This is a genomic window from Bradyrhizobium sp. NAS96.2, from assembly GCF_001908235.1.
Classification (GTDB): domain Bacteria; phylum Pseudomonadota; class Alphaproteobacteria; order Rhizobiales; family Xanthobacteraceae; genus Bradyrhizobium.
Genome location: NZ_LGHK01000250.1, coordinates 1 through 21,915, shown reverse-complemented (window position 1 = coordinate 21,915; position 21,915 = coordinate 1). Strand labels below are relative to the sequence as shown.

General features: G+C 65.0%; 24 protein-coding genes and 1 pseudogene. 14 read left to right on the top strand and 11 right to left on the bottom strand.

All coding sequences use genetic code 11. The annotated features are described in order from the left end of the window. Nucleotides 1-243 precede the first annotated feature (243 nt). Together AC628_RS37665 and AC628_RS37660 are read right to left on the bottom strand one after the other, a co-directional pair. Nucleotides 244-669: a universal stress protein gene (locus tag AC628_RS37665; protein WP_021077991.1), complete on the bottom strand. Its 426-nt coding sequence runs from the start codon at nt 667-669 to the stop codon at nt 244-246. A 154-nt stretch (nt 670-823) separates the two neighbouring features. Continuing rightward, complete coding sequence (locus AC628_RS37660) at nt 824-1,366, bottom strand: SixA phosphatase family protein (RefSeq protein ID WP_074131703.1); 543 nt, start codon at nt 1,364-1,366, stop codon at nt 824-826. Nucleotides 1,367-1,460: 94 nt separating this feature from the next. Between AC628_RS37660 and AC628_RS37655 the strand changes: the two genes are divergently transcribed. From AC628_RS37655 to AC628_RS37635, 5 genes are all read left to right on the top strand, one after another. Continuing rightward, nucleotides 1,461-2,960, top strand: coding sequence for an NAD(P)/FAD-dependent oxidoreductase (locus tag AC628_RS37655; RefSeq protein ID WP_074131702.1), 1,500 nt, complete (start codon nt 1,461-1,463; stop codon nt 2,958-2,960). Between the two features lie 73 nt (nt 2,961-3,033). Next, nucleotides 3,034-3,534 carry a peptide-methionine (R)-S-oxide reductase MsrB gene (gene msrB / locus AC628_RS37650; protein WP_074131701.1) on the top strand — a complete coding sequence of 167 codons (501 nt, stop codon included), beginning with the start codon at nt 3,034-3,036 and terminating at the stop codon, nt 3,532-3,534. A 261-nt stretch (nt 3,535-3,795) separates the two neighbouring features. After that, complete coding sequence (locus tag AC628_RS37645; protein ID WP_074131700.1) at nt 3,796-5,628, top strand: flagellar hook-basal body complex protein; 1,833 nt, start codon at nt 3,796-3,798, stop codon at nt 5,626-5,628. Between the two features lie 46 nt (nt 5,629-5,674). Next, the gene (flgK, locus tag AC628_RS37640) at nt 5,675-7,552 is read left to right on the top strand and encodes a flagellar hook-associated protein FlgK (RefSeq protein WP_074131699.1); all 1,878 of its coding nucleotides are present in this window, start codon (nt 5,675-5,677) and stop codon (nt 7,550-7,552) included. A gap of 7 nt (nt 7,553-7,559) precedes the next feature. Next, nucleotides 7,560-9,440 (top strand): flagellar protein, encoded by a 1,881-nt coding sequence (locus AC628_RS37635; RefSeq protein WP_074131698.1) that lies wholly within the window; start codon nt 7,560-7,562, stop codon nt 9,438-9,440. 136 nt (nt 9,441-9,576) lie between these two features. On the opposite strand, the gene flbT is transcribed toward AC628_RS37635, so the two are convergent. Beyond that, a complete protein-coding gene (gene flbT, locus AC628_RS37630) occupies nt 9,577-10,008 on the bottom strand; it encodes a flagellar biosynthesis repressor FlbT (RefSeq protein ID WP_074131697.1) in 432 nt (143 codons plus the stop codon). A 370-nt stretch (nt 10,009-10,378) separates the two neighbouring features. Here flbT and AC628_RS37625 point away from each other — a divergent pair, with 370 nt between their 5' ends. The 3 genes from AC628_RS37625 (at nt 10,379) to AC628_RS37615 (ending at nt 12,498) form a co-directional block, all read left to right on the top strand. Beyond that, nucleotides 10,379-11,548, top strand: a complete 1,170-nt coding sequence (locus AC628_RS37625; RefSeq protein ID WP_074131710.1) for a flagellin N-terminal helical domain-containing protein — start codon at nt 10,379-10,381, stop codon at nt 11,546-11,548. A gap of 196 nt (nt 11,549-11,744) precedes the next feature. Continuing rightward, nucleotides 11,745-12,110 carry a flagellar biosynthesis regulator FlaF gene (gene flaF, locus AC628_RS37620; RefSeq protein WP_029085370.1) on the top strand — a complete coding sequence of 122 codons (366 nt, stop codon included), beginning with the start codon at nt 11,745-11,747 and terminating at the stop codon, nt 12,108-12,110. A 25-nt stretch (nt 12,111-12,135) separates the two neighbouring features. Beyond that, on the top strand, nt 12,136-12,498 hold the full coding sequence (locus AC628_RS37615) for a hypothetical protein (RefSeq protein ID WP_050424141.1): 363 nt from the start codon (nt 12,136-12,138) through the stop codon (nt 12,496-12,498). 18 nt (nt 12,499-12,516) lie between these two features. Here the strand turns inward: AC628_RS37615 and AC628_RS37610 are convergent, their stop codons facing one another. From AC628_RS37610 to AC628_RS37595, 4 genes are all read right to left on the bottom strand, one after another. Further along, nucleotides 12,517-12,903, bottom strand: coding sequence for a hypothetical protein (locus AC628_RS37610; RefSeq protein ID WP_074131709.1), 387 nt, complete (start codon nt 12,901-12,903; stop codon nt 12,517-12,519). Nucleotides 12,904-13,065: 162 nt separating this feature from the next. Beyond that, complete coding sequence (locus AC628_RS37605; RefSeq protein WP_074131696.1) at nt 13,066-13,560, bottom strand: hypothetical protein; 495 nt, start codon at nt 13,558-13,560, stop codon at nt 13,066-13,068. A gap of 11 nt (nt 13,561-13,571) precedes the next feature. Further along, nucleotides 13,572-13,928, bottom strand: a complete 357-nt coding sequence (gene flgJ, locus AC628_RS37600; RefSeq protein ID WP_143202025.1) for a flagellar assembly peptidoglycan hydrolase FlgJ — start codon at nt 13,926-13,928, stop codon at nt 13,572-13,574. Next, nucleotides 13,928-15,052: a flagellar basal body P-ring protein FlgI gene (locus tag AC628_RS37595; RefSeq protein ID WP_074131695.1), complete on the bottom strand. Its 1,125-nt coding sequence runs from the start codon at nt 15,050-15,052 to the stop codon at nt 13,928-13,930. The genes flgJ and AC628_RS37595 overlap by 1 nt, the downstream gene beginning before the upstream one ends. 264 nt (nt 15,053-15,316) lie before the next feature. On the opposite strand from AC628_RS37595, the gene AC628_RS37590 reads away from it, so the two are divergent. Continuing rightward, complete coding sequence (locus AC628_RS37590) at nt 15,317-15,730, top strand: flagellar assembly protein FliX (protein ID WP_074131707.1); 414 nt, start codon at nt 15,317-15,319, stop codon at nt 15,728-15,730. A gap of 39 nt (nt 15,731-15,769) precedes the next feature. Here AC628_RS37590 and AC628_RS37585 read toward each other — a convergent pair whose 3' ends face one another. Continuing rightward, nucleotides 15,770-16,156, bottom strand: coding sequence for a winged helix-turn-helix transcriptional regulator (locus AC628_RS37585; RefSeq protein WP_074131694.1), 387 nt, complete (start codon nt 16,154-16,156; stop codon nt 15,770-15,772). Nucleotides 16,157-16,259: 103 nt separating this feature from the next. On the opposite strand from AC628_RS37585, the gene AC628_RS37580 reads away from it, so the two are divergent. From AC628_RS37580 to AC628_RS45675, 3 genes and pseudogenes are all read left to right on the top strand, one after another. After that, nucleotides 16,260-16,871, top strand: a complete 612-nt coding sequence (locus AC628_RS37580; RefSeq protein ID WP_074131693.1) for an NAD(P)-dependent oxidoreductase — start codon at nt 16,260-16,262, stop codon at nt 16,869-16,871. Nucleotides 16,872-17,081: 210 nt separating this feature from the next. After that, entirely contained in the window at nt 17,082-17,447 is a 366-nt protein-coding gene (gene dksA / locus AC628_RS37575) for an RNA polymerase-binding protein DksA (RefSeq protein WP_021077973.1), read from the top strand. A 279-nt stretch (nt 17,448-17,726) separates the two neighbouring features. Continuing rightward, nucleotides 17,727-17,858: pseudogene (locus tag AC628_RS45675) on the top strand (phytanoyl-CoA dioxygenase); the annotation flags it as partial. Between the two features lie 57 nt (nt 17,859-17,915). Here AC628_RS45675 and AC628_RS37570 read toward each other — a convergent pair. After that, a complete protein-coding gene (locus AC628_RS37570; protein ID WP_143202024.1) occupies nt 17,916-18,344 on the bottom strand; it encodes a winged helix-turn-helix transcriptional regulator in 429 nt (142 codons plus the stop codon). A gap of 95 nt (nt 18,345-18,439) precedes the next feature. On the opposite strand from AC628_RS37570, the gene AC628_RS37565 reads away from it, so the two are divergent. Further along, nucleotides 18,440-19,468, top strand: a complete 1,029-nt coding sequence (locus AC628_RS37565; RefSeq protein WP_074131692.1) for an SDR family oxidoreductase — start codon at nt 18,440-18,442, stop codon at nt 19,466-19,468. 108 nt (nt 19,469-19,576) lie between these two features. Beyond that, nucleotides 19,577-20,362: a 2-keto-4-pentenoate hydratase gene (locus AC628_RS37560; RefSeq protein WP_074131705.1), complete on the top strand. Its 786-nt coding sequence runs from the start codon at nt 19,577-19,579 to the stop codon at nt 20,360-20,362. Between the two features lie 138 nt (nt 20,363-20,500). Here AC628_RS37560 and AC628_RS37555 read toward each other — a convergent pair whose 3' ends face one another. Further along, nucleotides 20,501-20,869 (bottom strand): ClpXP protease specificity-enhancing factor SspB, encoded by a 369-nt coding sequence (locus AC628_RS37555; protein WP_168193526.1) that lies wholly within the window; start codon nt 20,867-20,869, stop codon nt 20,501-20,503. An 87-nt stretch (nt 20,870-20,956) separates the two neighbouring features. Beyond that, entirely contained in the window at nt 20,957-21,709 is a 753-nt protein-coding gene (locus AC628_RS37550; protein ID WP_083633274.1) for a carbonic anhydrase, read from the bottom strand. Nucleotides 21,710-21,915 lie beyond the last annotated feature (206 nt).

Here is a 21,915-nt window from a genome sequence, read left to right as displayed (position 1 = left end):
CGAAGGCGACAGATCACGAGCTACAAAAACACGACATCTTCACCCGCTACGGACAGTTGCCGTGTCGAACGCCGGCAGCCCGCCGGCTCCTTTGCATGGGGTTGTTTTCGATATTTCGGCAGCGCGCACCTGCCGCGGTCGTTGCGAGGTGCGGCTGGACACAGCATGGTCCGGAAAAGTGTGTAGCGGTTTTCCGAAGGGACCATGCTCGACCAGTAATCTGAAGCGCGAGCGAAGCGCGCTTCAGTGCCGCACCACCAGCACCGAGCATTTGGCGTAGCGCACCACGTGCCCGGCATTCGAGCCGAGGAAGTAGGTGCGCATCGCCGGGCGGTGCGAGGTCATCACGATCAGGTCGGCCTTCATCGTCGCGGCTTCCTCGAGGATCTCGTGATAGATGCCGCCCTGGCGGACCACGCCCGAGATGCGCCCGGGTGCGATGCCGGACTCGCGCGCCACGATCGCAAGCGCTTCTTCCGACGTTTCACGCTGCTGGCTGTCGAAATCCGCCGGAACGTATTCGGCGAGCATCACCGGCGTCATCGGCAGCACGTTGAGCAGCCGCACCGCCCCGTTCCAGGTTTGCGACAGCGTCGCTGCGGTTGCGATCGCAGGCTTCGCCAGATCGGTATCGGCGAGGTCGATCGGCACGAGAATGGACTTGTACATCAGCGCCTCCTGTCCGCGATTGGTCTGGAGCCGTTTGGTCCCTGTGCCGGGACGCGCGCCTTCTTTTTCTTCGGTAGCTCGTGGTCGACGCGAACCGGTCCCCCTGTCGCGCGATCGTCAATATAGCATGGCGGAACGGCGGTGTCCGCTTGCGTCAGCCGCGCGAGGCCTGCTTCAACAGTTTAGGGCTGACGAACAGGACGAGCTTGCCGCGCCGGAAGGAGACCTCGTTCCAGTCGTCGATCGCGAAGTCGAAGACGGCGAGTCCCGAGGTCGGCAGGTTGTCGGCGAGCGCGCGCTTCGCCGCCCCGTCGCCGCTGCCGGTCAGCGTCAGCGCCAGCTCGTGCATGCCGGGATTATGGCCGATCAGCATCAGCCGCTTCGGATCGGTCACCGAGGCCATCCGGATCGCGGTGAGCAGTTGCGCCGGATCGGCGCCGTAGAGTTCCGGCATGAAGTCGACTTTCGGCGCAGGTCGGCCGCCCTTCAGCGCCTCGCGCACGATCTCCCAGGTCTGCGTGGTGCGGACCGCCGGCGACACCAGCGCCAGATTGGGCAAAGGCGGGTGGCGAGCGATCCAGCCGCCGATCTCCGCCGCATCGCGGTGGCCGCGCTCGTCGAGACGGCGATCCTGGTCGTGCCCCGAGGGCGCGTCGTGTTCGGTCTTGGCGTGACGCAGCAGCAGCAAACGGCGCATGAACTTCCATTTCGATTCGGTCTGGTCGAATTAATTCTACAGGCTCATGCCCTGGACAAGGTGACAAGCGCCGCAGCGGTTCGTAAGAAACGACATGAGCGAGACTTCCACAAGTGCGGCAGACGGCCCCGACGCGGCGTCCTCGCCGTTCCGTGACCGCCTGGCGTTCGACCTCGACGTCGACATTTGCGTCGTCGGGGCGGGGCTGGCCGGCCTGACCGTGGCCCGCGAGGCGGCGCGGCTCGGGGCCAGCGTCGCCGTGCTCGAAGGGCGCCAGGTCGGCTGGAACGCGTCCGGACATCATCTCGGCACCGTGATGCCGGGCTTCGGCCTGCCGATCGCAGATGTGATCGAGCGCGTCGGCCTCGATGATGCCCGCGAATTGTGGGCGCTGTCGAAGGAGGGCGCCGAATATGTTCGCGCCACCGCCACCGAGAATTTGATCCCGGGCATCAGCCCGAGCGACGGCGCGCTGGAAGTCTCCAATGTCGATGTCGGCGAAGCGCTGATCAGCCGCCTGCAGACGCTGGGCGAGGAATTTGCGACCGAAGTCGAAGGCTGGCAGGTCGATCGCGTGCGCAGCGTGCTCAGGACTGGCCGCTATTTCCACGGCATCTACTATCCGAAGGCATTCCAGATCGACGGTCGCAAATATGTCCACGGTCTCGCCGCGCTGGCTGTGCGGGCGGGCGTGCGGATCTTCGAGGAGACGCCGGTCGTCAGCATCGATTTTTCCGGCATCCGCAAGCGCATCGTGACGCCGTCGGCGCGCTTGCGTGCCAACCATATCGTCCTCGCCGGCAATATTCATCTCGGTGCGCCGCTGAAGCGCCTGTCCGATACTCTGCTGCCGGTGTGGCGTTACGCGGCGTTGACCGAGCCGCTCGGAGACCGGCTGGCCGAGGCGATCGCCTTTTCCGGCTCGGTCGTCGACAGCGACGGCATCGATCATTTCCGAATCGTCGATGGCGATCGCCTGTTGTGGGCCAGTCCCGAAACCACCTGGGATGCGCGGCCGAGGCGGTTCGGTGCGGCGGTGCAGCGCCGCATCGCGACGGTGTTTCCTCAACTCGGCAAGCCTGCGATCGCAGACACGTTCGGTGGCGCGGTCGGCGTCACCGTGCATGGCATGCCGCAGATCGGCCAGTTGCGCAGGGGCCTGTGGGTGGCGAGCGGCTTCGGCCGGCAGGGGCTCAACACCTCGGCGCTCGCGGGCCAGTTGATCGCGCGCAGCATCCTGTGGGGCGATGATCGCTGGCGGCTGTTTTCGCCGTTCGAGCTGGTCTGGGCCGGCGGCACCACCGGACGCGTCGCCGGTCATTTCGTCGGCCTGTGGGCGCGGGGCGCTGCGTCGGCGGCGGGCGTGCTGGCGCGCTACCGCGAGGGAGCACGTGCGCGGGAGCAGGCCCGCGAGGCACGGCTTGCCGAGGCCAATCTCAAGGCGGGAACCCGGGGACCGGCGCCCCGCCGTCCGCCGGGGGCCATGGTGCGGCCGGTGCCGCCGCCCGCGCCACCCCGGCAGAGCGAGGATGGCGAGGAACGGTATCCTCACGCCTCGCAAGAAAGTGAGCGGATCTCCGACGGGCGGATGTAACGTCCGGCGGCGGGGTTCGTATCTGTTGGCGAGCCTGTTCGGCCTGCTTTGGCCCCCGCATCGGAGATGATTGATGATCGATCGCCGCATCCTGCTTGCTTCCGTCGCCAGCCTGCTGAGCTTCGCTGCCTTCCGCTGGCTGCGCGCCTCGCCGGCGCAGGCCGCCGAGAAATTCGAGATCGAGAAGACCGACGCCGAATGGAAGGCGCAGCTGACGCCGCAGCAATACGAGATCCTGCGCAACCAGGGCACCGAGCGGCCGGGATCGAGCCCGCTGCTCAAGGAGCACCGCAAGGGCACCTTCGCCTGTGCCGGCTGCGACCTGCCGCTGTTCTCGTCCGAGACCAAGTATGAGAGCGGCACCGGCTGGCCGAGCTTCTGGAAGCCGCTGGACAACGCGGTCGGCACTACGTCGGACCGCACCTTCGGCATGCTGCGCACCGAGGTGCATTGCCGCCGCTGCGGCGGCCATCTCGGCCATGTCTTCGACGACGGCCCGAAGCCGACCGGGCTGCGCTACTGCATGGACGGCTTTGCGCTGGTGTTTCACCCGGCCGCGCCGTCGGCGACCTAATAGCGTTTTCAAGCGAAGTGGGTACCGGTTCGCGTCAAGAAAGCGCGTCAAAACAAAAGAGGGAGCGCGCTCAGAACTGCGCTCCCTCCCGGCAATTGTTGCCGGCCCGGCAATTGTGCCCCGGTTAAACGGCCGGGGCTTTTTTTTTCAAGCTCCTGATTTTGTTACGATTCGTTTCCTGGCACGACCTTTGCGACATGCTCCGCCGATGCGGCCACCTGCTGATTGCCAGCCGCCGGGAATCGAATTGGAGAACATGTCATGGGTATCTTCGGCGCACTTACGACGGCGGTCGGTGGCTTGCGCGCAGGGTCGTACGCGCTTGAGAACATCTCCGGCAACATCGCCAACTCGCAGACCACGGCCTTCAAGCGCATCGATACCTCGTTCCTCGACCTCGTCCCGCAGACCGCGCTGACCGCGCAGCTCGCCGGCAGCGTCACCGCGCAGTCGCGCTCGACCAACTCGGTGCAGGGCGACGTCCAGTCGGCGTCGGTCGCGACCTTCATGGCGATCAACGGCAACGGCTTCTTTGCGGTGCAAAAGCCCGGCAGCTTCACCGACGGCTCGCCGGTGTTCGACGGCGTCGACCGCTATACCCGCCGCGGCGATTTCCAGCTCAACAAGGACGGTTATCTCGTCAACGGCGCCGGCTATTATCTCGAGGGCGTCCCGATTGACCCGACCACCGGCAACCCCTCTGGCTCCTCGCCGCAAACGCTGCGCTTCAAGAACGACTTCCTGCCGGCGCAGCAGACCACCAAGATCGACTATCGCGCCAACCTTGCGTCCTACCCCCTGACCACCGCGCACGACACCTCGGTTCCGGGCTCCGAGCTGATCCGGCCGGGTGCGTTCAGCGCCGGACATAACCCGCTGGTACTGGGCACGCCGGCCGCGCCGTATACCGACTCTTCGGTGACCGGCACCGCGCAGAACAACAAGGCGACGCCATCGGTCGCCAATACCGCCGCGACCTTGCTCTCGGGCGCGGCCGGCAGCGACTCGATCAATGCCAGCTTCAGCGCCGGCTCGGCAGGTCCGCCCGTCGTGCCCGCCGATACGATCACGGTGAACGGCACCGTCATCACCTTCGTGGCTTCGGGCGCGACCGGCAACCAGCTCAACGTCACCGACAGTATCGGAACGCTGCTCGCCAAGATCGACGCGATCACGGGTACTGCAACGCCATCGACGATCAGCGGCGGCAAGATCACCCTGCATTCCGGCACCGCGTCGGACCTCAACGTGACGAGCTCGAACTCGACGGCGCTTGCGGCGCTCGGCTTCACCGGCTCGGCGGTTGCGACCCGCGGCGGCGGCGGCACGGTCGGCACCGGTCAGGTCGTCGGCAATGACAACTCGACCTTCCTGAACGAATCCGTCTCGGGCGGCGCCGTCACGGCCTATGACGTGTCGGGTGCGCCGGTGAACCTGCAATTCCGCTGGGCCAAGTCCGACAGCTCCTCGCTGGGCGCCGGACATACCGACACCTGGAACCTGTTCTATCAGGTCAATCCGAACGCAACCGGCACGCAGGTCTCCTGGCAGAACGCCAACGTCAACTTCACCTTCGCATCGAACGGCCAGATGTCGCCGGCGATCTCGTCGGTGACGCTCAACAATGCCGTCGTCAACGGCGTGTCGCTCGGCAGCCCCGTGATCAATTTCGGCTCCGGCGGCGTGACCCAGTTCGCGGACGCCAACGGCAACGTCCAGGTCAACCAGATCCAGCAGGACGGCTTTCCAGCCGGTCAGCTGCAGTCGGTCAGCGTCTCGACCAACGGCCGCATCGTCGGCAACTACACCAACGGCCGCAACATCGATCTCGCGGAAATCTCGGTGGCGACCTTCAACGGCACCAATTTCCTCAAGCGCATCGACGGCGGCGCGTTCGAGGCGACCGACGAGTCCGGCGCGGCGTTGTTCGGCAAGGCCGGCACCATCGTCGGTTCGTCGCTCGAGAGCTCGAACACCGATATCGCCGACGAGTTCACCAAGCTGATCGTGACCCAGCAGGCCTATTCGGCCAACACCAAGGTGATCACGACGACCAACTCGATGGTGCAGGATCTTCTGAACGTGGTGCGCTGATCGCATCGACGATGCACGTGTGAAGCAGTAAGGGCGAGTACACAGCATGGGTTTGAGCCAAGCCCTCTCCACCGCGATGTCGGGCCTGCGCGCCACGCAGGCCTCGCTCTCGCTCGTGTCGTCGAACGTCGCCAACGCGGAGACGCCCGGCTACGTCAGGAAGACGCTGAACCAGGATACCGGCACCACCGGCCAGTTCGGGTCGAGCGTTCTGATCACCGGCGTCAACCGACAGCTCGACGAATTCCTGCAGACCCAGCTTCGCACCGAGACGTCGGGCGCGTCGTATGCCGACGTTCGCTCGAGCTTCCTTGCCAATCTGCAGGGCGTCTACGGCAATCCCGACTCCACCGGCACGATCGAGGACGCCTACAACAAGTTCCTGACCGCGCTGCAGGGACTGTCGACCAGCCCGGACTCGCAGTCGGCCCGCATTGGCGTCGTCAACGCCGCGCAATCCATGGCGCAGCAGCTCAACGCGACTTCGCAGGGAATCCAGACGCTGCGTGCCAACGCCGAGGCCGGCATCAGCGATTCCGTCAACACCGCCAACAATGCGATGCAGCAGATCGCGCGCCTCAATGTCCAGCTCGCGGCCAATGCCGGCACGACCGATGCGTCGACCGCGGCATTGCTCGACCAGCGCGACCGCTACGTCACGCAGCTTTCGCAGCTGATGGACATCCGCACCGTCACCAACAGCCAGAACCAGGTGACGGTGTTTACCAATTCCGGCGTGCAGCTGGTCGGCACCGAGGCTGCGACGCTCAGCTTCAACGCCCAGGGCACGATGACGCCCAACACGCAGTACAACTCCGACCCGACCAAGAGCACCGTCGGTACCATCACCATCACGTTCCCGCACGGCGGCACCTACGACATGGTGTCGACCAACTCGATCCGCTCCGGCAAGATCGCCGCCTATCTCGAGCTGCGCGACAAGACGCTGGTGCAGGCCCAGGCGCAGATCGACCAGTTCGCCGCCGCGATGTCGAGCGCAGTGTCGGACAAGACGACGGCGGGCACGGCGGCGACGGCAGGGGCACAGTCCGGCTTCGACCTCGATCTCTCGGGGCTGCAGAGCGGCAACACCATCCACGTCTCCTACAAGGACAACACCACCGGCCTCACGCACAACCTGTCGATCATCCGCGTCGACGATCCGAGCGTGCTGCCGCTGAGCAATACCGCAACCGTCGATCCGAACGACGAGGTGCTGGGGGTAGATTTCTCCGGCGGCATGAGCTCGGTGCTGTCGCAGCTCAACGGCGCGCTCGGCGGAACGGGCCTGCAGTTCTCCAATCCGTCCGGATCGACGCTGCGCGTGCTCGACGATGGCGCCGCCAACAAGGCCGACGTGACCGCGGCGTCGGTCACGACGACCGTCTCGTCGCTGACCTCAGGCGATCCGCAACTGCCGCTGTTCACCGACAATGGCGGGCTCTACACCGGCGCGATCACCGCGAACGGCTCGCAATCGACAGGCCTTGCCGCGCGCATCAGCGTCAACACCGCGCTGGTCGGCGATCCCTCGCGCATGGTGGTGTATTCGACCAATCCGCAGACACCGGCGGGCGACACCACGCGCGCCAATCTCGTCCTGAACCAGCTGTCGAACACCTCGTTCAGCTATTCGCCGCAGACTGGCCTCGGCACCACAGGCGCGCCGTTCACCGGCACGCTGTTGAACTTTGCCAAGCAGTTCATCAGCCAGCAGGGTGAATCGGCAACCGCGGCCAAGCAATTGGCCGATGGTCAGGACGTCGTGCTGAATACGCTGCAGACCAAGATGGACTCGACCTCCGGCGTCAACATGGACGAGGAGATGGCGCATCTGCTCTCACTCCAGAACGCCTATTCGGCCAATGCGCGCGTGATGTCGTCGATCAAGCAGATGTACGACGCGCTGCTGCAGCTCACGTGAGGGTAACATGTCGATCGACGGCGTAAGCGGCAGAACTTCCTATATCGGCACCACGATCCTCAACCTGCGCAGTCAGCTCAATGACCTGACGACGCAGCTTGCGACGGGCAAGGTGTCGACGACCTATGCGGGGCAGGGGCTCGATCGCGGCTTTGCGCTCAGCCTGCGTGCCCAGATCAGCGGCATCAACGCGTTCTCGGACACGGCCACCAACCTCAACACGCGCCTGGGTGTCGCCAACCTCACCTTGCAAGGGCTGTCCGACGTCGGGACCCAGGTGAAGAACGCCGCCACGACCGCGACGCTGACGCTCAACAACAGCGGGCAGACGTCGGGCCAGATCACGGCGCAGGCCGCGTTCTCCAACGCGGTCGCGATGCTGAACAGCCAGTCGGGCGACCGCTATCTGTTCTCCGGCCGTGCCATGGACACGCCGGCCACGGTGTCCGCCGACACCATGCTGAAGGGCACGGCAACCCAGGCCGGCCTCACCCAGCTCATCAACGAGCGCAAGCAGGCCGACCAGGGCGCCAACCTGATGGGACGCCTGAGCGTCTCGTCGCCGCCGGCGACCACCACGGTGACCAGCATCGCCGAGGACGGCTCGCCGTTCGGCCTGAAGCTGCTGTCGGTGCAGTCGTCGTTGACCGGCGCCACTGTGACGCAGCCGACCGGCACGCCGAAGTCGGAATCGGTCGATCTCGGCGCCGCCAATCCGAAGGATGGCGACAAGATCAAGTTCAACTTCACGCTGCCCGACGGCACCACCGATTCGATCGAGCTCACGGCGACGACGACCAACCCGCCGCCGGCCGGCTCGTTCCTGATCGGCGCCGACACCACGGCGACGACGGCCAACCTGCAGTCGACGCTGACGTCGTCCATCAAGACCTTGAGCGACACGTCGTTGGTCGCAGCCTCCGCGGTCGCGGCGTCGAACAACTTCTTCAATCCGGTCGCGACCGTCTCGGGCGCTGCCGTCAACAACCAGAACACGCCGCCTGCGCCGATCTCAGGTGCCACGGCGCTTTCGGGGACAGCCGGCACCGACTCGCTGTCGACGAGCTTCGCAGCCGGTGACACCATCACGGTGAACGGGACCCCGATCACCTTCGTTGCCTCGGGTGCCACCGACAACCAGGTCAATGTCACCGACAGTGTGCAGATGCTGATGACGAAGATCGACCAGATCAGCGGCACCAAGAACCCGTCGACCATCAGCAATGGTGTGATCACCCTGCATGGCGCCGACGGCGCGAGCCTCTCGATCTCGAGCTCCAACACGGCGGCACTCGGCGCGCTCGGCATCGCCAACAACACGACCGCGACCCCGGCACCGCTCAGGGTCGGGGGACCGCCGTTCAACACGGCGACCAGTCTGGTCGCGGGCACCCCCGCCAACACCGTGTACTGGTACATCGGCGAGAACGGCCCGGGATCGGCGCGCGGCACCGCCGTCGCGCAGGTCGATCAGTCGATCACCGTGCAATATGGCGCGCGCGCCAACGAGCAGGCGTTCCGCTATTTGTTGCAGAACGTCGCGGTCTATGCGGCGGTCACCACCAACGCCAGCAATCCGAATGCGAGCGCGCAGGTGACGGCATTGGCGCAGCGCGTCAGCGCGAACCTCGCGCCGCAGAACGGCCAGCAGCAGATCCAGGACGTGCAGGCGGAGTTCGCCGGCGCACAGACGGCGACCAAGGCAGCCACCGATCGCCAGACCCAGCTCAAGAGCATGGCGGAAACGATGCTGGACTCGGTCGAGGGCGTCAATCAGGACGAGGTCGCAACCAAGATCCTGGCGCTGCAGACCAGTCTGCAGGCGTCGTATCAGACCACGTCGATGCTGTATCAGACCACGCTGCTGAAATATCTGCCGATCAGCTGATTGCCCGCCACCCATCTCCAGCCAGCAAAAAGGCCTCCTCGCGGAGGCCTTTTTCGTTCAGGCGAGGGAGGCTAGAGCGCTTTCAAGCGAAGTGGACGCCGGTTCGCGTGAAGAAACCGCGGCAAAACGAGAAACTCTACGCGCTCTTGCGGGTATCGTCCTGATTGGCCTTCTGCTGACCGCGTGCGGTTTCCAGCAGCTTCTCCTCATGCGCGATCAGCTTCTTGGATTCCTTCAACGCGTGATACAGGTCGCCGTTGAGGATGAAGTTGTTGACGCCTTCGATGAAGGGCCAAGCGCTCGGCATCGCGGTGATGATGTCGCGCACCAGGCTGAAATAGGTCGGGTGGTGCGCCATCGGGTCCGGCGACAGGTACATCAGCTGTACGGCGAGATAGATCAGCTTCGCCGGCGTGTCGGCGGTTTCCGGCGTCAGGATATCCTTCTCGCGCAGGATCGGGATGCGGTCGCCGTCGATCAGGAGGCGAGCACGCTGATCGGTGTTGGTGATCACGCAACTGCCGACGATGATGCGCTCGTTCGGTTTGAGTTCGACCTTCAGGGCCATGACCGTTCTCCTTTGCCGGGCAGTCGCGCGATGTCGTCGCTAGCGGAACGAAGTTGTGCTCGGCACTGCTTAGCAGCCGCCGTCGCGGCCCGGGGCCGATACGACAGCGATCCTTTCCCATGATGGTTAACGCTTGGTGAATGACGAGCGGGCGTAGGCGCCGGCATGCAGCCGGAATCGGCAATCGTCTCAGTAGTTTTCGCGGCGAACTTCGCCCAATGGCGACAATTTTATTCTTCGGCATTTGAATCAAATGCCGTTCTGGAGATTTCTATTTCCTTCGCGGGCTCGAACGCAGGATGCGCCATCCGCGCGGTCAGAAAGGACTGGCGCGGGCTTGTCCTCAGTTTCACACCAGAAAGGTATGAAAATGTCCGGTATCATTCTCTCCTCCTCCGTTCGCCAGAACCTCCTCTCCCTCCAGTCCACCGCCGATCTGCTCTCCACCACGCAGAACCGCCTTGCCACCGGCAAGAAGGTCAATACGGCGCTCGACAATCCGACCAACTTCTTCACCGCCCAGTCGCTCGACAACCGCGCCAGCGACATCAACAACCTGCTCGACGGCATCGGCAACGGTGTGCAGGTGCTGCAGGCTGCCAACACCGGCATCACCTCGCTGCAGAAGCTGGTCGATACCGCGAAGTCGATTGCCAACCAGGTGCTGCAGAGCCCGACGGGCTACACCACCAGGTCGCAGGTCACTTCGACCGCGGCGCTCGGCGGCACGTCCGCCAACCTCGTCGACGGCACCACGATCAAGAGCGGCGACGTGCTGGCGATCGCGGCCTCGGCCGGTCAGCCCGCCTTCTCCTTCACCTTCGGGGCCAGCTCGTCGCTGGCGCAGCTGAACACGGCGCTGTCGGCCAGCAACCTGACGGCGAGCCTCGACAGCTCCAACAAGCTCGTCATCACCACGACCAATGACGCGGCGTCCTCGACGATCGGTGCGGTGACCTTCACCAACACCGGCGGCGGCACCGCGACGTTCAGCGCAGCCGGCACGGCTCCGGTTGCCGACACGGCCTCGCAGTCGGCGCGTGCGGCCCTGGTGCAGCAGTACAACAACACCATCTCGCAGATCACGACCACGGCGCAGGATTCGTCGTTCAACGGCATCAACCTGCTGAGCGGCGACAGCCTGAAGCTGACCTTCAACGAGACCGGCAAGTCCACGCTCAGCATCACCGGCGTCAAGTTCGATGCCGCAGGCCTTGGCCTGAAATCGCTGACGGCGGGCACCGACTTCCTCGACAACAACTCGGCGAACGGCGTCATCGCCTCGCTGAGCTCGGCGAGCTCCTCGCTGCGCAGCGAAGCCTCGACGCTGGGTTCGAACCTCTCGATCGTGCAGATCCGTCAGGACTTCTCGAAGAACCTGATCAACGTGCTGCAGACCGGTTCGTCGAACCTGACGCTGGCCGATACCAACGAGGAAGCGGCCAACAGCCAGGCGCTGTCGACCCGCCAGTCGATCGCGGTCTCGGCGCTCGCGCTCGCCAACCAGAGCCAGCAGAGCGTGCTGCAGCTGCTGCGCTAAGCGAGCCAGAACCTGGTTCAGGAACGGCGGGGGCAACCCCGCCGTTTCTCGTTTATCTCGGGATATTACGGTGTCTGTCCGGCGGCGCATTTCGTAACGTCCGCTAACCATATTTAAAGGCGCCGGATGCATAAATATCGAGCGCTAGAATTGCGTCTCCGCGGCTCGAGAAATCCGCATCCCATCGAGGTCATTAATGTCGAATGCAGCCCAGGCCTACGCTCGTACCTCAACGACGACGGCGTCCCCCCGTGAAATCGAAGCGCAGGCGCTCTTGAAGGCCGCGCGGCAGCTGCAGGAAGTCCAGGCGAACTGGAACGGCCTCGACAAGGCGCTCGATCATGCATTGCTGTTCAATCGCCGGTTGTGGTCGATCTTCCTCAGTGCGGCAGAGGGCGACGACAATCCGCAGCCGCTCGAGGTGCGTCAGAATATCGCCAACATCAGCGTGTTCGTGATGAAGCAGACCATCGACATCCAGATGAATCCGGACCCGGCGAAGCTGAAGTCGTTGATCGACATCAACTGCAACATCGCCGCCGGCCTCTCGGGTCGCGGCTGATCGGGGTCACAACGGAGCTCTCGGCATGGCCGATGTGTTGAGCATCCTGTCCGCCAACTACAAGGCTGCCGGCCTGACGGTGCCGTCGAAGACGCCCTATGTGGCGGTCGATCCGAACCTCTATCAGGGCAGCTGGAGCGGCAAGTACGCCAACAACAAGTCGTTCAACATCTCGGTGTCGAACGTCGAGGGCTTCCGCGCCAAGGTCCACTATCAGAGCGACGGCACCAACAAATATCAGGACGTCCTGATCAAGGACGGCGCGTTCCGGATCGGCGATACCAAGTTCTCACTGGTGCAGCAGGGGACGGCGCTGATCGCCAACGTCGTCACCGATCCGGCCACCGGATCGACCTATCTAGATAAGGCCTACGCCACCCAGAAGTGAGGGATCGTTCGCTGGCGACTAGGCGCGGCGGTCGGTTGCGCGCGCCCGCGTCGGCGCGTCCTTGCTGAGATCGAGCGCGTGGAAATAGGCGCGGCGGCGCAATACGGCTTCTTCGGGAAACTGCCTCACCACCAGGTTGGTGCGATTGTCGACCACCTGGTAGACCACGGCGCGCGCGTCGCGATCGATGATGACCTGGTCGGTGACCGATGGGGCCTGATTTGAAATAGACGCATTGACGGCGTTGGGGTCGATCGTGACGCGCACGCTCGGCTCCGGAGCGGTGACGCTCTGGCTCGCGGGCAATTCGGTCTTCACCGCCTTCTGCGCCGTATCGCTCACGGGAGTGATCATCGGCGCTGCGACCGGTGCCCCCACCGGCTTGATGTTGAAATCTGTACTCATGGCAGCCTCGTAGTGCACAGGCACTAGTTTGCTTGAGTCAAATCCCAACCCCTCACGATCCGCAACTCTACGGGGAACCTCTCAACAGGGTGTTAGGGAACACGCTGAATGCCGCGCTGCCGGAGCTGCGTCGAATTGAGCTAAATTGTCGGCTTGTGCGCGTCAGAGCGTGCGGCTGACGGCGATCGGCGTCATGTTGCGCGGACCTGGCGTGGCGCGCTGTCCGTTCGCGGTGTAGGTGTTCGGGATGTTGCGGCGCTGCACCTCGGCGTTGACGCCGCGCACGATGCCTTCGGAGACGGCATGCGCGGTCGCAAGCACCGTCAAGTTGACCTGCAGCATCGCGCGGAACGTCTCGTGATGACGCCGCAGCGTCGCCAGCAGTTCGGGGTCGGTCTGCGTCAGCATCTTCTGCATCGACTTCAGATGCTCCACCGCGAGCATGTAGCGCCGCGACAGCTCCGACTTCTGCGCCTCGAACTGCATGCCCTCGCGGATCTTGCCGGCGCGGACGAACTCGGTCTCCTGCTCGACGACGACGAGCAGCGCGCTCATCACCTCGGTCAGCTCGTTGGCAAGACGCGCGACGTCGGGCGGCGTGGACGTCGCACCCCGCGCGGCGGGGGAGGCTGGCCGGTGCTGTGGACGCTGGTTCATCGCGCTGCTCCTTAGCTCTTGTTCGCCTGCTGCAGGATCAGCGAGCGGAACACTTCGTTGGAAATGCCGACGCCGCCGGACTTGGCGAAATTCTTCGAATACTCGTCGGTCAGCATCGAGCGCCACGGCCCGGTGCCGACCGTGTCGCCGTAGGGACCGTCGCCCTTCAAGCCGGTCGTCATCTGCGAGAACATCGTGTTGAGGAACATCGATTCGAAATCGGTTGCGGTCGCCTTCGCCTTGGTGATCTGCTGCGGCGTGACCTTCTTCATCGCGTCCTGCAGCACGGGATCGGGGCGGCCGTTGAGCATCGGCATCAGCGCCTTGTTCGGCATGGCGCCGGTGGTGTTGTTGATCAGGCTCGCCATCACATCACCTCGATGTCGGCTTCGATCGCGCCGGCGGCCTTGATCGCCTGCAGGATGCTGATGAGGTCGCGCGGTCCGATGCCGAGGCCGTTGAGGCCGTCGACGAGCTGTTGCAGCGAGACGCCGTCCTTGACCACCGCGAACTTCTTGCCGTCCTCGGTGACCTGCACATTGCTGCGCGGCGTCACCACGGTGCGGCCGCGCGACAGTGGATTGGGCTGGCTGACCTGCGGGCTCTCCGAGATCGTGACGGTGAGGTTGCCTTGCGCCACCGCGACGGTCGCGACGCGCACATCGCGGCCCATCACGATGATGCCGGAGCGCTCGTCGATCACGATCCTCGCCGCAAGGTCGGGATCGACCTGCAACTGCTCGATCTCGGTCAGGAAGGCGACGACGTTGCCCTTGAACTCCGGCGGGATCGAGAGCTGCACTGTCGAGGGATCGAGCGGCTCGGCGGTCTTGACGCCGAGATAGTCGTTGACCGCGGCTGCGATCCGCTTGGCGGTGGTGAAATCAGCGTTGCGCAGCGCGAGGCGCACATTGGGCAGGCGGTTGAGCGCGAACTCGATCTCGCGCTCGATGATGGCGCCGTTGGCGATGCGGCCGACCGTCGGCACGCCGCGCACGACCTTGGCGGCCTCGCCCTCTGCGTTGAAGCCGGAGATCGCCAGCGTGCCCTGCGCCACCGCATAGACATTGCCGTCGGCGCCGAGCAGGGGGGTGACGAGCAGGGTGCCGCCGCGCAGATCCTTGGCATCGCCGAGTGCCGAGACGGTGACGTCCATGCGCGTGCCTTGGGTGCCGAACGGCGGCAGATTGCCGGTGACCATCACGGCGGCGACGTTGCCGGTGCGGATGGTGGCGCCGCGGATGTTGACGCCCATGCGCTCGAGCATCGCTTGCAGCGATTGCTTGGTGAAGGGGATGTTGTTGAGCGTGTCGCCGGTGCCGTTGAGGCCGACCACGAGGCCGTAGCCGATCAACTGATTCTGCCGCACGCCCTCGATGTTGGCGAGATCCTTGATCCGCGACGTCGCGGCCGCGGGCACGGCGGAAGCCGCCAGCGCCAGCAGCGCGGCGCAGGCCAACCCGAATAAGCTTACGATGCGGATGCCGGGCATCCCGATGCTCCCCTCAAACTCACTGGCGGATCACGCGACACTCCCATGACGGCGATCCGCCATTAACCATGCGAGCTGCGTGCCACTTCGTATCGTTGAGGTAATGTGCTGATTTGTTTATCGAAATTATCGGATCGCCATTCTGCTCCGGTTCGCCAGGGAGCGCGAAACTGCCGTGCGGCGGCAGAAATTGCCGGGTCGTTTACGCATCGTTAACCATAAAACGGCGATGCTCGCGGCATTCAGGCCTGCGGGATCATGGCGATGCGCATCTACGGACCGAACGGCACCACGCTTGGCACGTCCACCAGCTCCACGCGGCGCACCTCGTCGAGCGGCTTCTCACTGCCGGATGCAACGACCGCGCAGGAGGAGGTTCGCTCCGCCGCCGCGCCGAAGGCCGCCGCCAGCCTCGATGCATTGCTCGCGCTGCAGGGCGTCGAAGACCCGACCGAACGCCGCAAGCGCTCGGTGGCCCGCGGCAAGGGCGCGCTCGACGTGCTCGACGCGCTCAAGCTCGGCCTGCTGTCCGGCAATTTCGATTCCTCAACCGTGAACCGGCTGCGCGATGCTGCGGCGAGCCTGAAGGAATCCTCCGGCGATCCCGGCCTCGATGCCGTGCTCGGCGAGATCGAACTGCGCGTCGAAGTCGAGCTCGCCAAGGCCGGGCAATACTAGGCGTCTCTCTCACGTAAGCCTGCTCAAGCCGCCATCGCCTCAGGCCGCCAGCGCCTTGCGCTGCGCGTCGTAGCGGCGCTGCGCGGCCAGCACCTCCTTCAGATTCTGCTCGGCCCAGTCGCGCAGCGGATCGACTGCCTCGGCGAGCGTCGAGCCGAGCGGCGTGATCGAATACTCAACGGTGACCGGAACGGTTGCGATCGCACGGCGGCGCAGCAGCCCGTCGCGCTCCAGGCTCTTCAAGACCTGCGACAGCATCTTCTGCGAGATGCCTTCGATGGCGCGGCGGAGCTGGTTGAAGCGCATCGGCTCGCTGCGCAGCAGCAGCAGGATCAGCACCGCCCATTTGTCGCCGACCCGGTCGAGGATCTGGCGCGTCGGGCAATTGGCGGCATAGGCGTCCGGCTTCAGGCTGGCGGCTTTCATCGGGTTACTCCGGCGTAATCAGGTGAGACGAGAGTGCCTTCTTCACACTTACATCCAATTGGCTATCTAGTCACCATTGGAAACTATCAGTCGGAGACTTGAGATGAAGATCGCCATCGCCGGTGCGTCCGGCCAGGCCGGCTCGCGCCTGACCGCGGAACTGGCACGCCGCGGCCATGCCGTCACCGCCATCGCCCGCAACCCGGAGAAGATCGCAACCCTGCCGGGTGTCACCGCCCGGAAGGGGGACGTGAACGACCAGGCGGGCCTCGCCGCGCTGTGGGCCGGCCACGATGCCGCGATCAGTTCCGTCCATTTCACCGTCAGCGACCCCCTCAAGCTGATCGGGGCGGCCAAGGCCTCCGGGGTCGGCCGCTATCTCGTGGTCGGCGGCGCCGGCAGCCTCGAAGTGGCCCCGGGCGTCCGCCTGGTCACGACCCCGAACTTCCCGCCCCAGTACAAGGCCGAGGCCTCGAAAGGGGCCGAATTCCTTGACCTGCTGCGCCAGGAAAAGGAGCTGAACTGGACCTTTTTGTCGCCCTCGGCGCTGTTCGTGGCGGGCGAGCGGACCGGCAAGTTCCGGCTCGGGACCGACCAGCTCCTGACCGCAGCCGACGGGAAAAGCTCGATCTCGTTCGAGGATTTCGCAGTTGCACTCGCCGACGAAGTCGAGCGCCCGGCCCATATCCGACAGCGTTTCACGGTCGGCTATTGAGGGAGCGGGGCGGCCCCCAGGCAGGGCGGATAAGTTTGCCTGTGCAAGGCCTTGGGGGCAGCCCGCCTTTCGTAGTGGCAGATATTGTCTGTCACATGACGTGGCTATATAAGGCGCCGCGCGGAGGGGTCCTGTTCCCTCCGCCTGACAGGGACATGGCTGCCTTTGGAAAAGCTGAAGAACTACCGGCCGACTGAAAAAGAGCCTTTCATGAATGAGCGGCAGCGCGACTATTTCCGCGCCAAGCTGCTGGCCTGGAAGGATGAGATCCTCCGCGAATCGAAGGTCACGCTGCAGACGTTGCAGGAAGAGAACGTCAATCACCCCGACCTCGCGGACCGAGCTTCCTCGGAAACCGACCGCGCGATCGAACTCCGTGCCCGCGACCGTCAGCGCAAGCTGATCTCGAAGATCGACGCGGCGCTCCAGCGCATCGAAGACAACACCTACGGCTATTGCGAAGAGACCGGTGACCCGATCTCGCTGAAGCGGCTCGAAGCCCGCCCGATCGCAACGCTATCGGTGGAGGCGCAGGAACGCCACGAGAAGCGCGAGAAGGTCTATCGCGACGAATAGTGGCGGCTGGCCACCACAAATTGATTCCGGCGCGCACCGGTTATAGGTTCGCGCCGCCACGATGACACGTACTCTCAACATCGCATCGGCCTTCTTCCTGGGCTGATCCGTTTCCGACGGGAAACAGCTTCCACAAGGAAGCGCCGATCGCCCCGGCAAGCTCCGCTTGGCCGGGTTCCGGTGAACCGAATGGGCCGGTCAGGTTCCGCGCATTGCGGAGCATCGATGGCTGGCGACAGTTTGAGAGACAATCATGATTAGTCGAGACGCGCGCGTGCGCTGAGCGACGCGCAAATCGCGCAATTCATCGAACAGGGCTTTGTCAGGATCGACAACGCCTTTCCCCGCGAACTCGCCGATGCCGGGCGCGCCATCATGTGGTGGGATCTGCCGTGCAGCGCGCACGCTCCGCCTCTCCCGCTTGCGGGAGAGGGGCACAGCGTCGATGCGGCGATAGTTCGACAACATCTACGCCAGTTCGGCTCCGAGTGTCGTCTCGCTTGCCGCGGTGCGGCGGCGCCGGCCGTGGATCTTTGACCACGTCAGCAATTCGCGGAACGCAGGCGTCAGGCCCCAGGCCGAATCCGTCAGCTCGTATGCGACCTGCAGCGGCTTCTCGGCGAGCACCTTGCGCGATATCAGCCCGTCGCGCTCGAGCTCGCGCAGCTGTGCGGTCAGCATATGCTGGGTGACCGGGACGAGCGCACGGCGCAGTGCGCCGAACCGCACGCCGCCGTGCATCAGCGTGAACAGGATCTCGAGCTTCCACTTGCCGCTGAGCGCGTGGATCGCCTGCTTGGAATCGATCAGCAGGGTCGGGTCGGTGGGGCAGCTGTCGCAGTCACCGCCGTCACAACTATCCGTGGTATTGTTTTCCATACCGGTCTCGATTTTCATTCTACTTGCTCGAACAGAGATAGTGACCAGATGCGGCCTGTGCAGGGTGGGCGGTGCGATGTTCGACCCCGCCGAACCATCGAAAGGGCGAGGACATGAGCACGGTTTTGGTCACGGGCGGAACGGGTTTCATCGGCGTGCATACCATTCTGCAACTGCTGGCCGACGGGCATGCGGTACGGACCACGGTGCGCAATCCGGACCGCAGCAAGGACGTGATCGCGATGCTGCGCGAGGGCGGCGCGCTGACGGCCGACCAGGTCGGGTTCGTCACCGCTGATTTGCTGCGCGACGACGGCTGGCGCGAGGCGGCCAAGGGTTGTGATTACGTGCTGCATGTCGCATCGCCGCTCGGCGCGAACGTGCCCGAGGACGAGAACGAGCTGATCGTTCCGGCGCGCGAAGGTACGCTGCGGGTGTTGCGCGCGGCGCGCGAGGCCGGCGTCAAGCGCGTCGTCGTGACGTCGTCGTTCGCGGCGATCGGCTACGGTCATCCGCCGCAAGCCAAGCCGTTCGACGAGACGGTCTGGTCCAATCTCGATGGCCCTGACGTGCAGGCCTATCCGAAATCCAAGACGCTGGCCGAGCGCGCCGCCTGGGATTTCGTCGCGCGCGAAGGAGGTGGCCTCGAGCTTGCCGTGGTCAATCCCACGGCCGTGTTCGGCCCGGCGCTCGGCCCCGACTTCTCCGAGTCGATCGGCATCATCAAGGCCCTGCTCGACGGCGCGATGCCGGCGGTGCCTCGGATCCATTTCGGCCTCGTCGACGTGCGCGATGTCGCCGACCTGCATCTGCGCGCCATGACCTCGCCGAAGGCCAAAGGCGAGCGGTTCCTCGCGGTCGCCGGCGAGACCATGTCGGTGCTGCAGGTGGCCAGGCTGTTGCGCCGGAAGCTCGGCAGCAAGGCGCGGCGCGTGCCCCGGTTCCAGGCGCCGGACTGGATGATGCGGCTCGCCGCGCGGCGCAATCCGATGGCCCGCGCCGCCCTGCCGCTGCTCGGCAAGGTGCGCCGCTCGACCAGCGCCAAGGCGCAGAACCTGCTCGGCTGGCGGCCGCGCGGCAATGAGGAGATGATCCTCGCGACCGCCGAGAGCCTGATCAGGCTTGGCCTGGTCAGGGCCTGACAGCCTCTCCCGTCCGGCGTGCTTGCCAGACGCGTCGGCGAGTGCTGAATTGCCGTGAGCAGACGGAGGCGCCACCGCGCCACCGTGACCATCAGGGAGGCTGCGCAGATGGATCGGGTCCTCGCGGCAGCTAAGGCGATTGCCAGCGCGCGTCGCAATCGCACGCCGCTCAAGGCGCTTCCGAAAGACGTCGTGCCGCTCGACGAAGCCGAAGGCTACCAGGTGCAGTACGCGCTGCACGATTTGTTGCAGCCGCAGGTCGGCAGCCTCGTCGGCTACAAGATCGGCTGCACCAGCGCCGTGATGCAGGAGTACATCAACATCCCGCACCCCTGTGGCGGCGGCGTGTTCGAGAAGGTCGTGCATGACAGCGGCGTGCAGCTGCCGGCGGCCGATTTCGTCCATGTCGGCGTCGAATGCGAGATCGCGGTGAGGCTGGCGCGCAATCTGGCTGCGAGCGAAGCGCCGTTCACCGCCGAATGGGTCGCGGAAGCGATCGAGGCCTACCATCCCGCGATCGAGATCGTCGACGACCGTTACGTCAAATGGGAGACGCTCGGTGCGCCGACACTGATCGCCGACGATTTCTTCGCCGCCGGCTGCGTGCTCGGCGAGGCCGTTCCGCGCATCACCGCGCCCGATCTGCGCGAGGTCGTGGGACGCGCGATCGTCAACGGCAAGGAGGAGGGGCGCGGCACCGGCGCCGACGTGCTCGGTCATCCCCACAACGCGCTCGCCTGGCTTGCCAATCATCTCGCCGCCGAGGGGCGTGGCCTGCATGCCGGCCAGATCGTCATGACCGGCAGCCTGGTCAAGACGGTGTGGCTGAAGCCGGGCGATGTGGTCGTGATGGAGCTCGACGGGCTCGGCAAGGTGGAAGCGACGTTCACCTGAGGTGAAGTTGGATTGACGAGCCCGTCCCCACACAAAGATGTCGTCCCTGCCTAGTGCGCAATTGTGCACTAGGCAGGGACGACACTGGAGTGCGCGGAGTGATCTTGCGTGCCTTCTGCGTCGGGACGTCACTGTTTCCTACAGTTGATCGTTCGTGCACATCAGGACCTTGCCGTCCCACAGGCTTCGGACCGCGTCGAACGGCACGGCCAGCCTGGCATATTTGCGATTGAACCAGACGCCGACCTCGAAGCCGTCATCCCTGACCACGAGCCGATCGAATTCGTGCTGCAGGATGATCGTGATCTCCTCGGGGTATTGCTCGATCACGGCGGCGGGCAGCTTCACGCCATCGGCCCGGGTTGCGAAAGTGATGTTGACCGGCCGGTCCTCCGTGGCGCGGCGGAGCAACGCGGTCATTTCGATCCGCTTCTGCGCGGTGTTGCAGGGCTCGACACCAGCGCGCGCCGGGAACGAGGCCGCGACCAGCAGCAGTACTCCAGCCATCCGTCCGCGCCGGTGCCACATCCGCCTTCTCCATGTCGCTCACGCGATGTCGTTCTTGGCTTCTGTGGTCGCAGGCCGCGTCGAGGTTCAAGTCGCCGGCCGCTTGCCGTCCGTGACCAGCTCGACCTTGCCGTCGGCCAGCCGATAGACCGCGCCGACAATCCTGAGCTTGCCCTGATCGACCGCGGCGTTGAGGATCGGCGTCGCCGTCTTGAGCTTCGCGACGTTGTCGATGACGTTTTGCCTGATAGCGTTGGCGAGGTGGTCGCCGGGCTTGCCCTCGGTCGCCTCCACCGCCGGCGCGATCGCAGTGACCAGTGAGGGCAGATGGCCGGGCAGGGTGGCGTTATCCTTCAGCGATTTGATCGCGGCGTCGACCGCCCCGCAGCTGTCGTGGCCGAGCACCATGAACAGCGGCACGCCGAGCACCGACGACGCATATTCGAGGCTCGCGATCATCTCGTCGCTGGCAAAATTGCCGGCGACGCGGCAGACGAACAGATCGCCGCGGCCGGTATCGAAAGCGTATTCCGGCGCGATGCGCGAGTCCGCGCAACTCAGGATGCCGGCGAACGGATTCTGTCCGCCGGCCAGCGCCTCGCGCTCGTGCTTGAAATCGTGCCGCCGCGACACGCCTTCGACATAGCGGAGATTGCCCTTCACCAGCCGGTCGAGCGCGGCGTCCGGCGGCAGCACGTTCTGCGGCTTCGGCGGCGGCTTTTTCTCCTTGGCGGAGATTGCCGGCGCGAAGGCGAGGCTGGCGGCGGTGCACGCCGCGGCAGCGATGAAGTGGCGCCGGGAAGTCTGGCCGGGAGGTGTGACGTCGCAGAGCTGGCACATCAAGGTTCTCCGTGAACAAGGACCGCATCCGCGCGATATTTGTAGGTGATGCGCAGCCGCATCGCAACGACAGGTATTCATGCGCTCGCAGCCGCCACGTTCACAACAGTCGTCCTGGCGAAGCAGGCCGTGCAAAAACCACGCTCTGATGGTGGATTTTGGCGGCTGAGATTGATTCGGGGGGACGATGGGACACGTCATTGGGC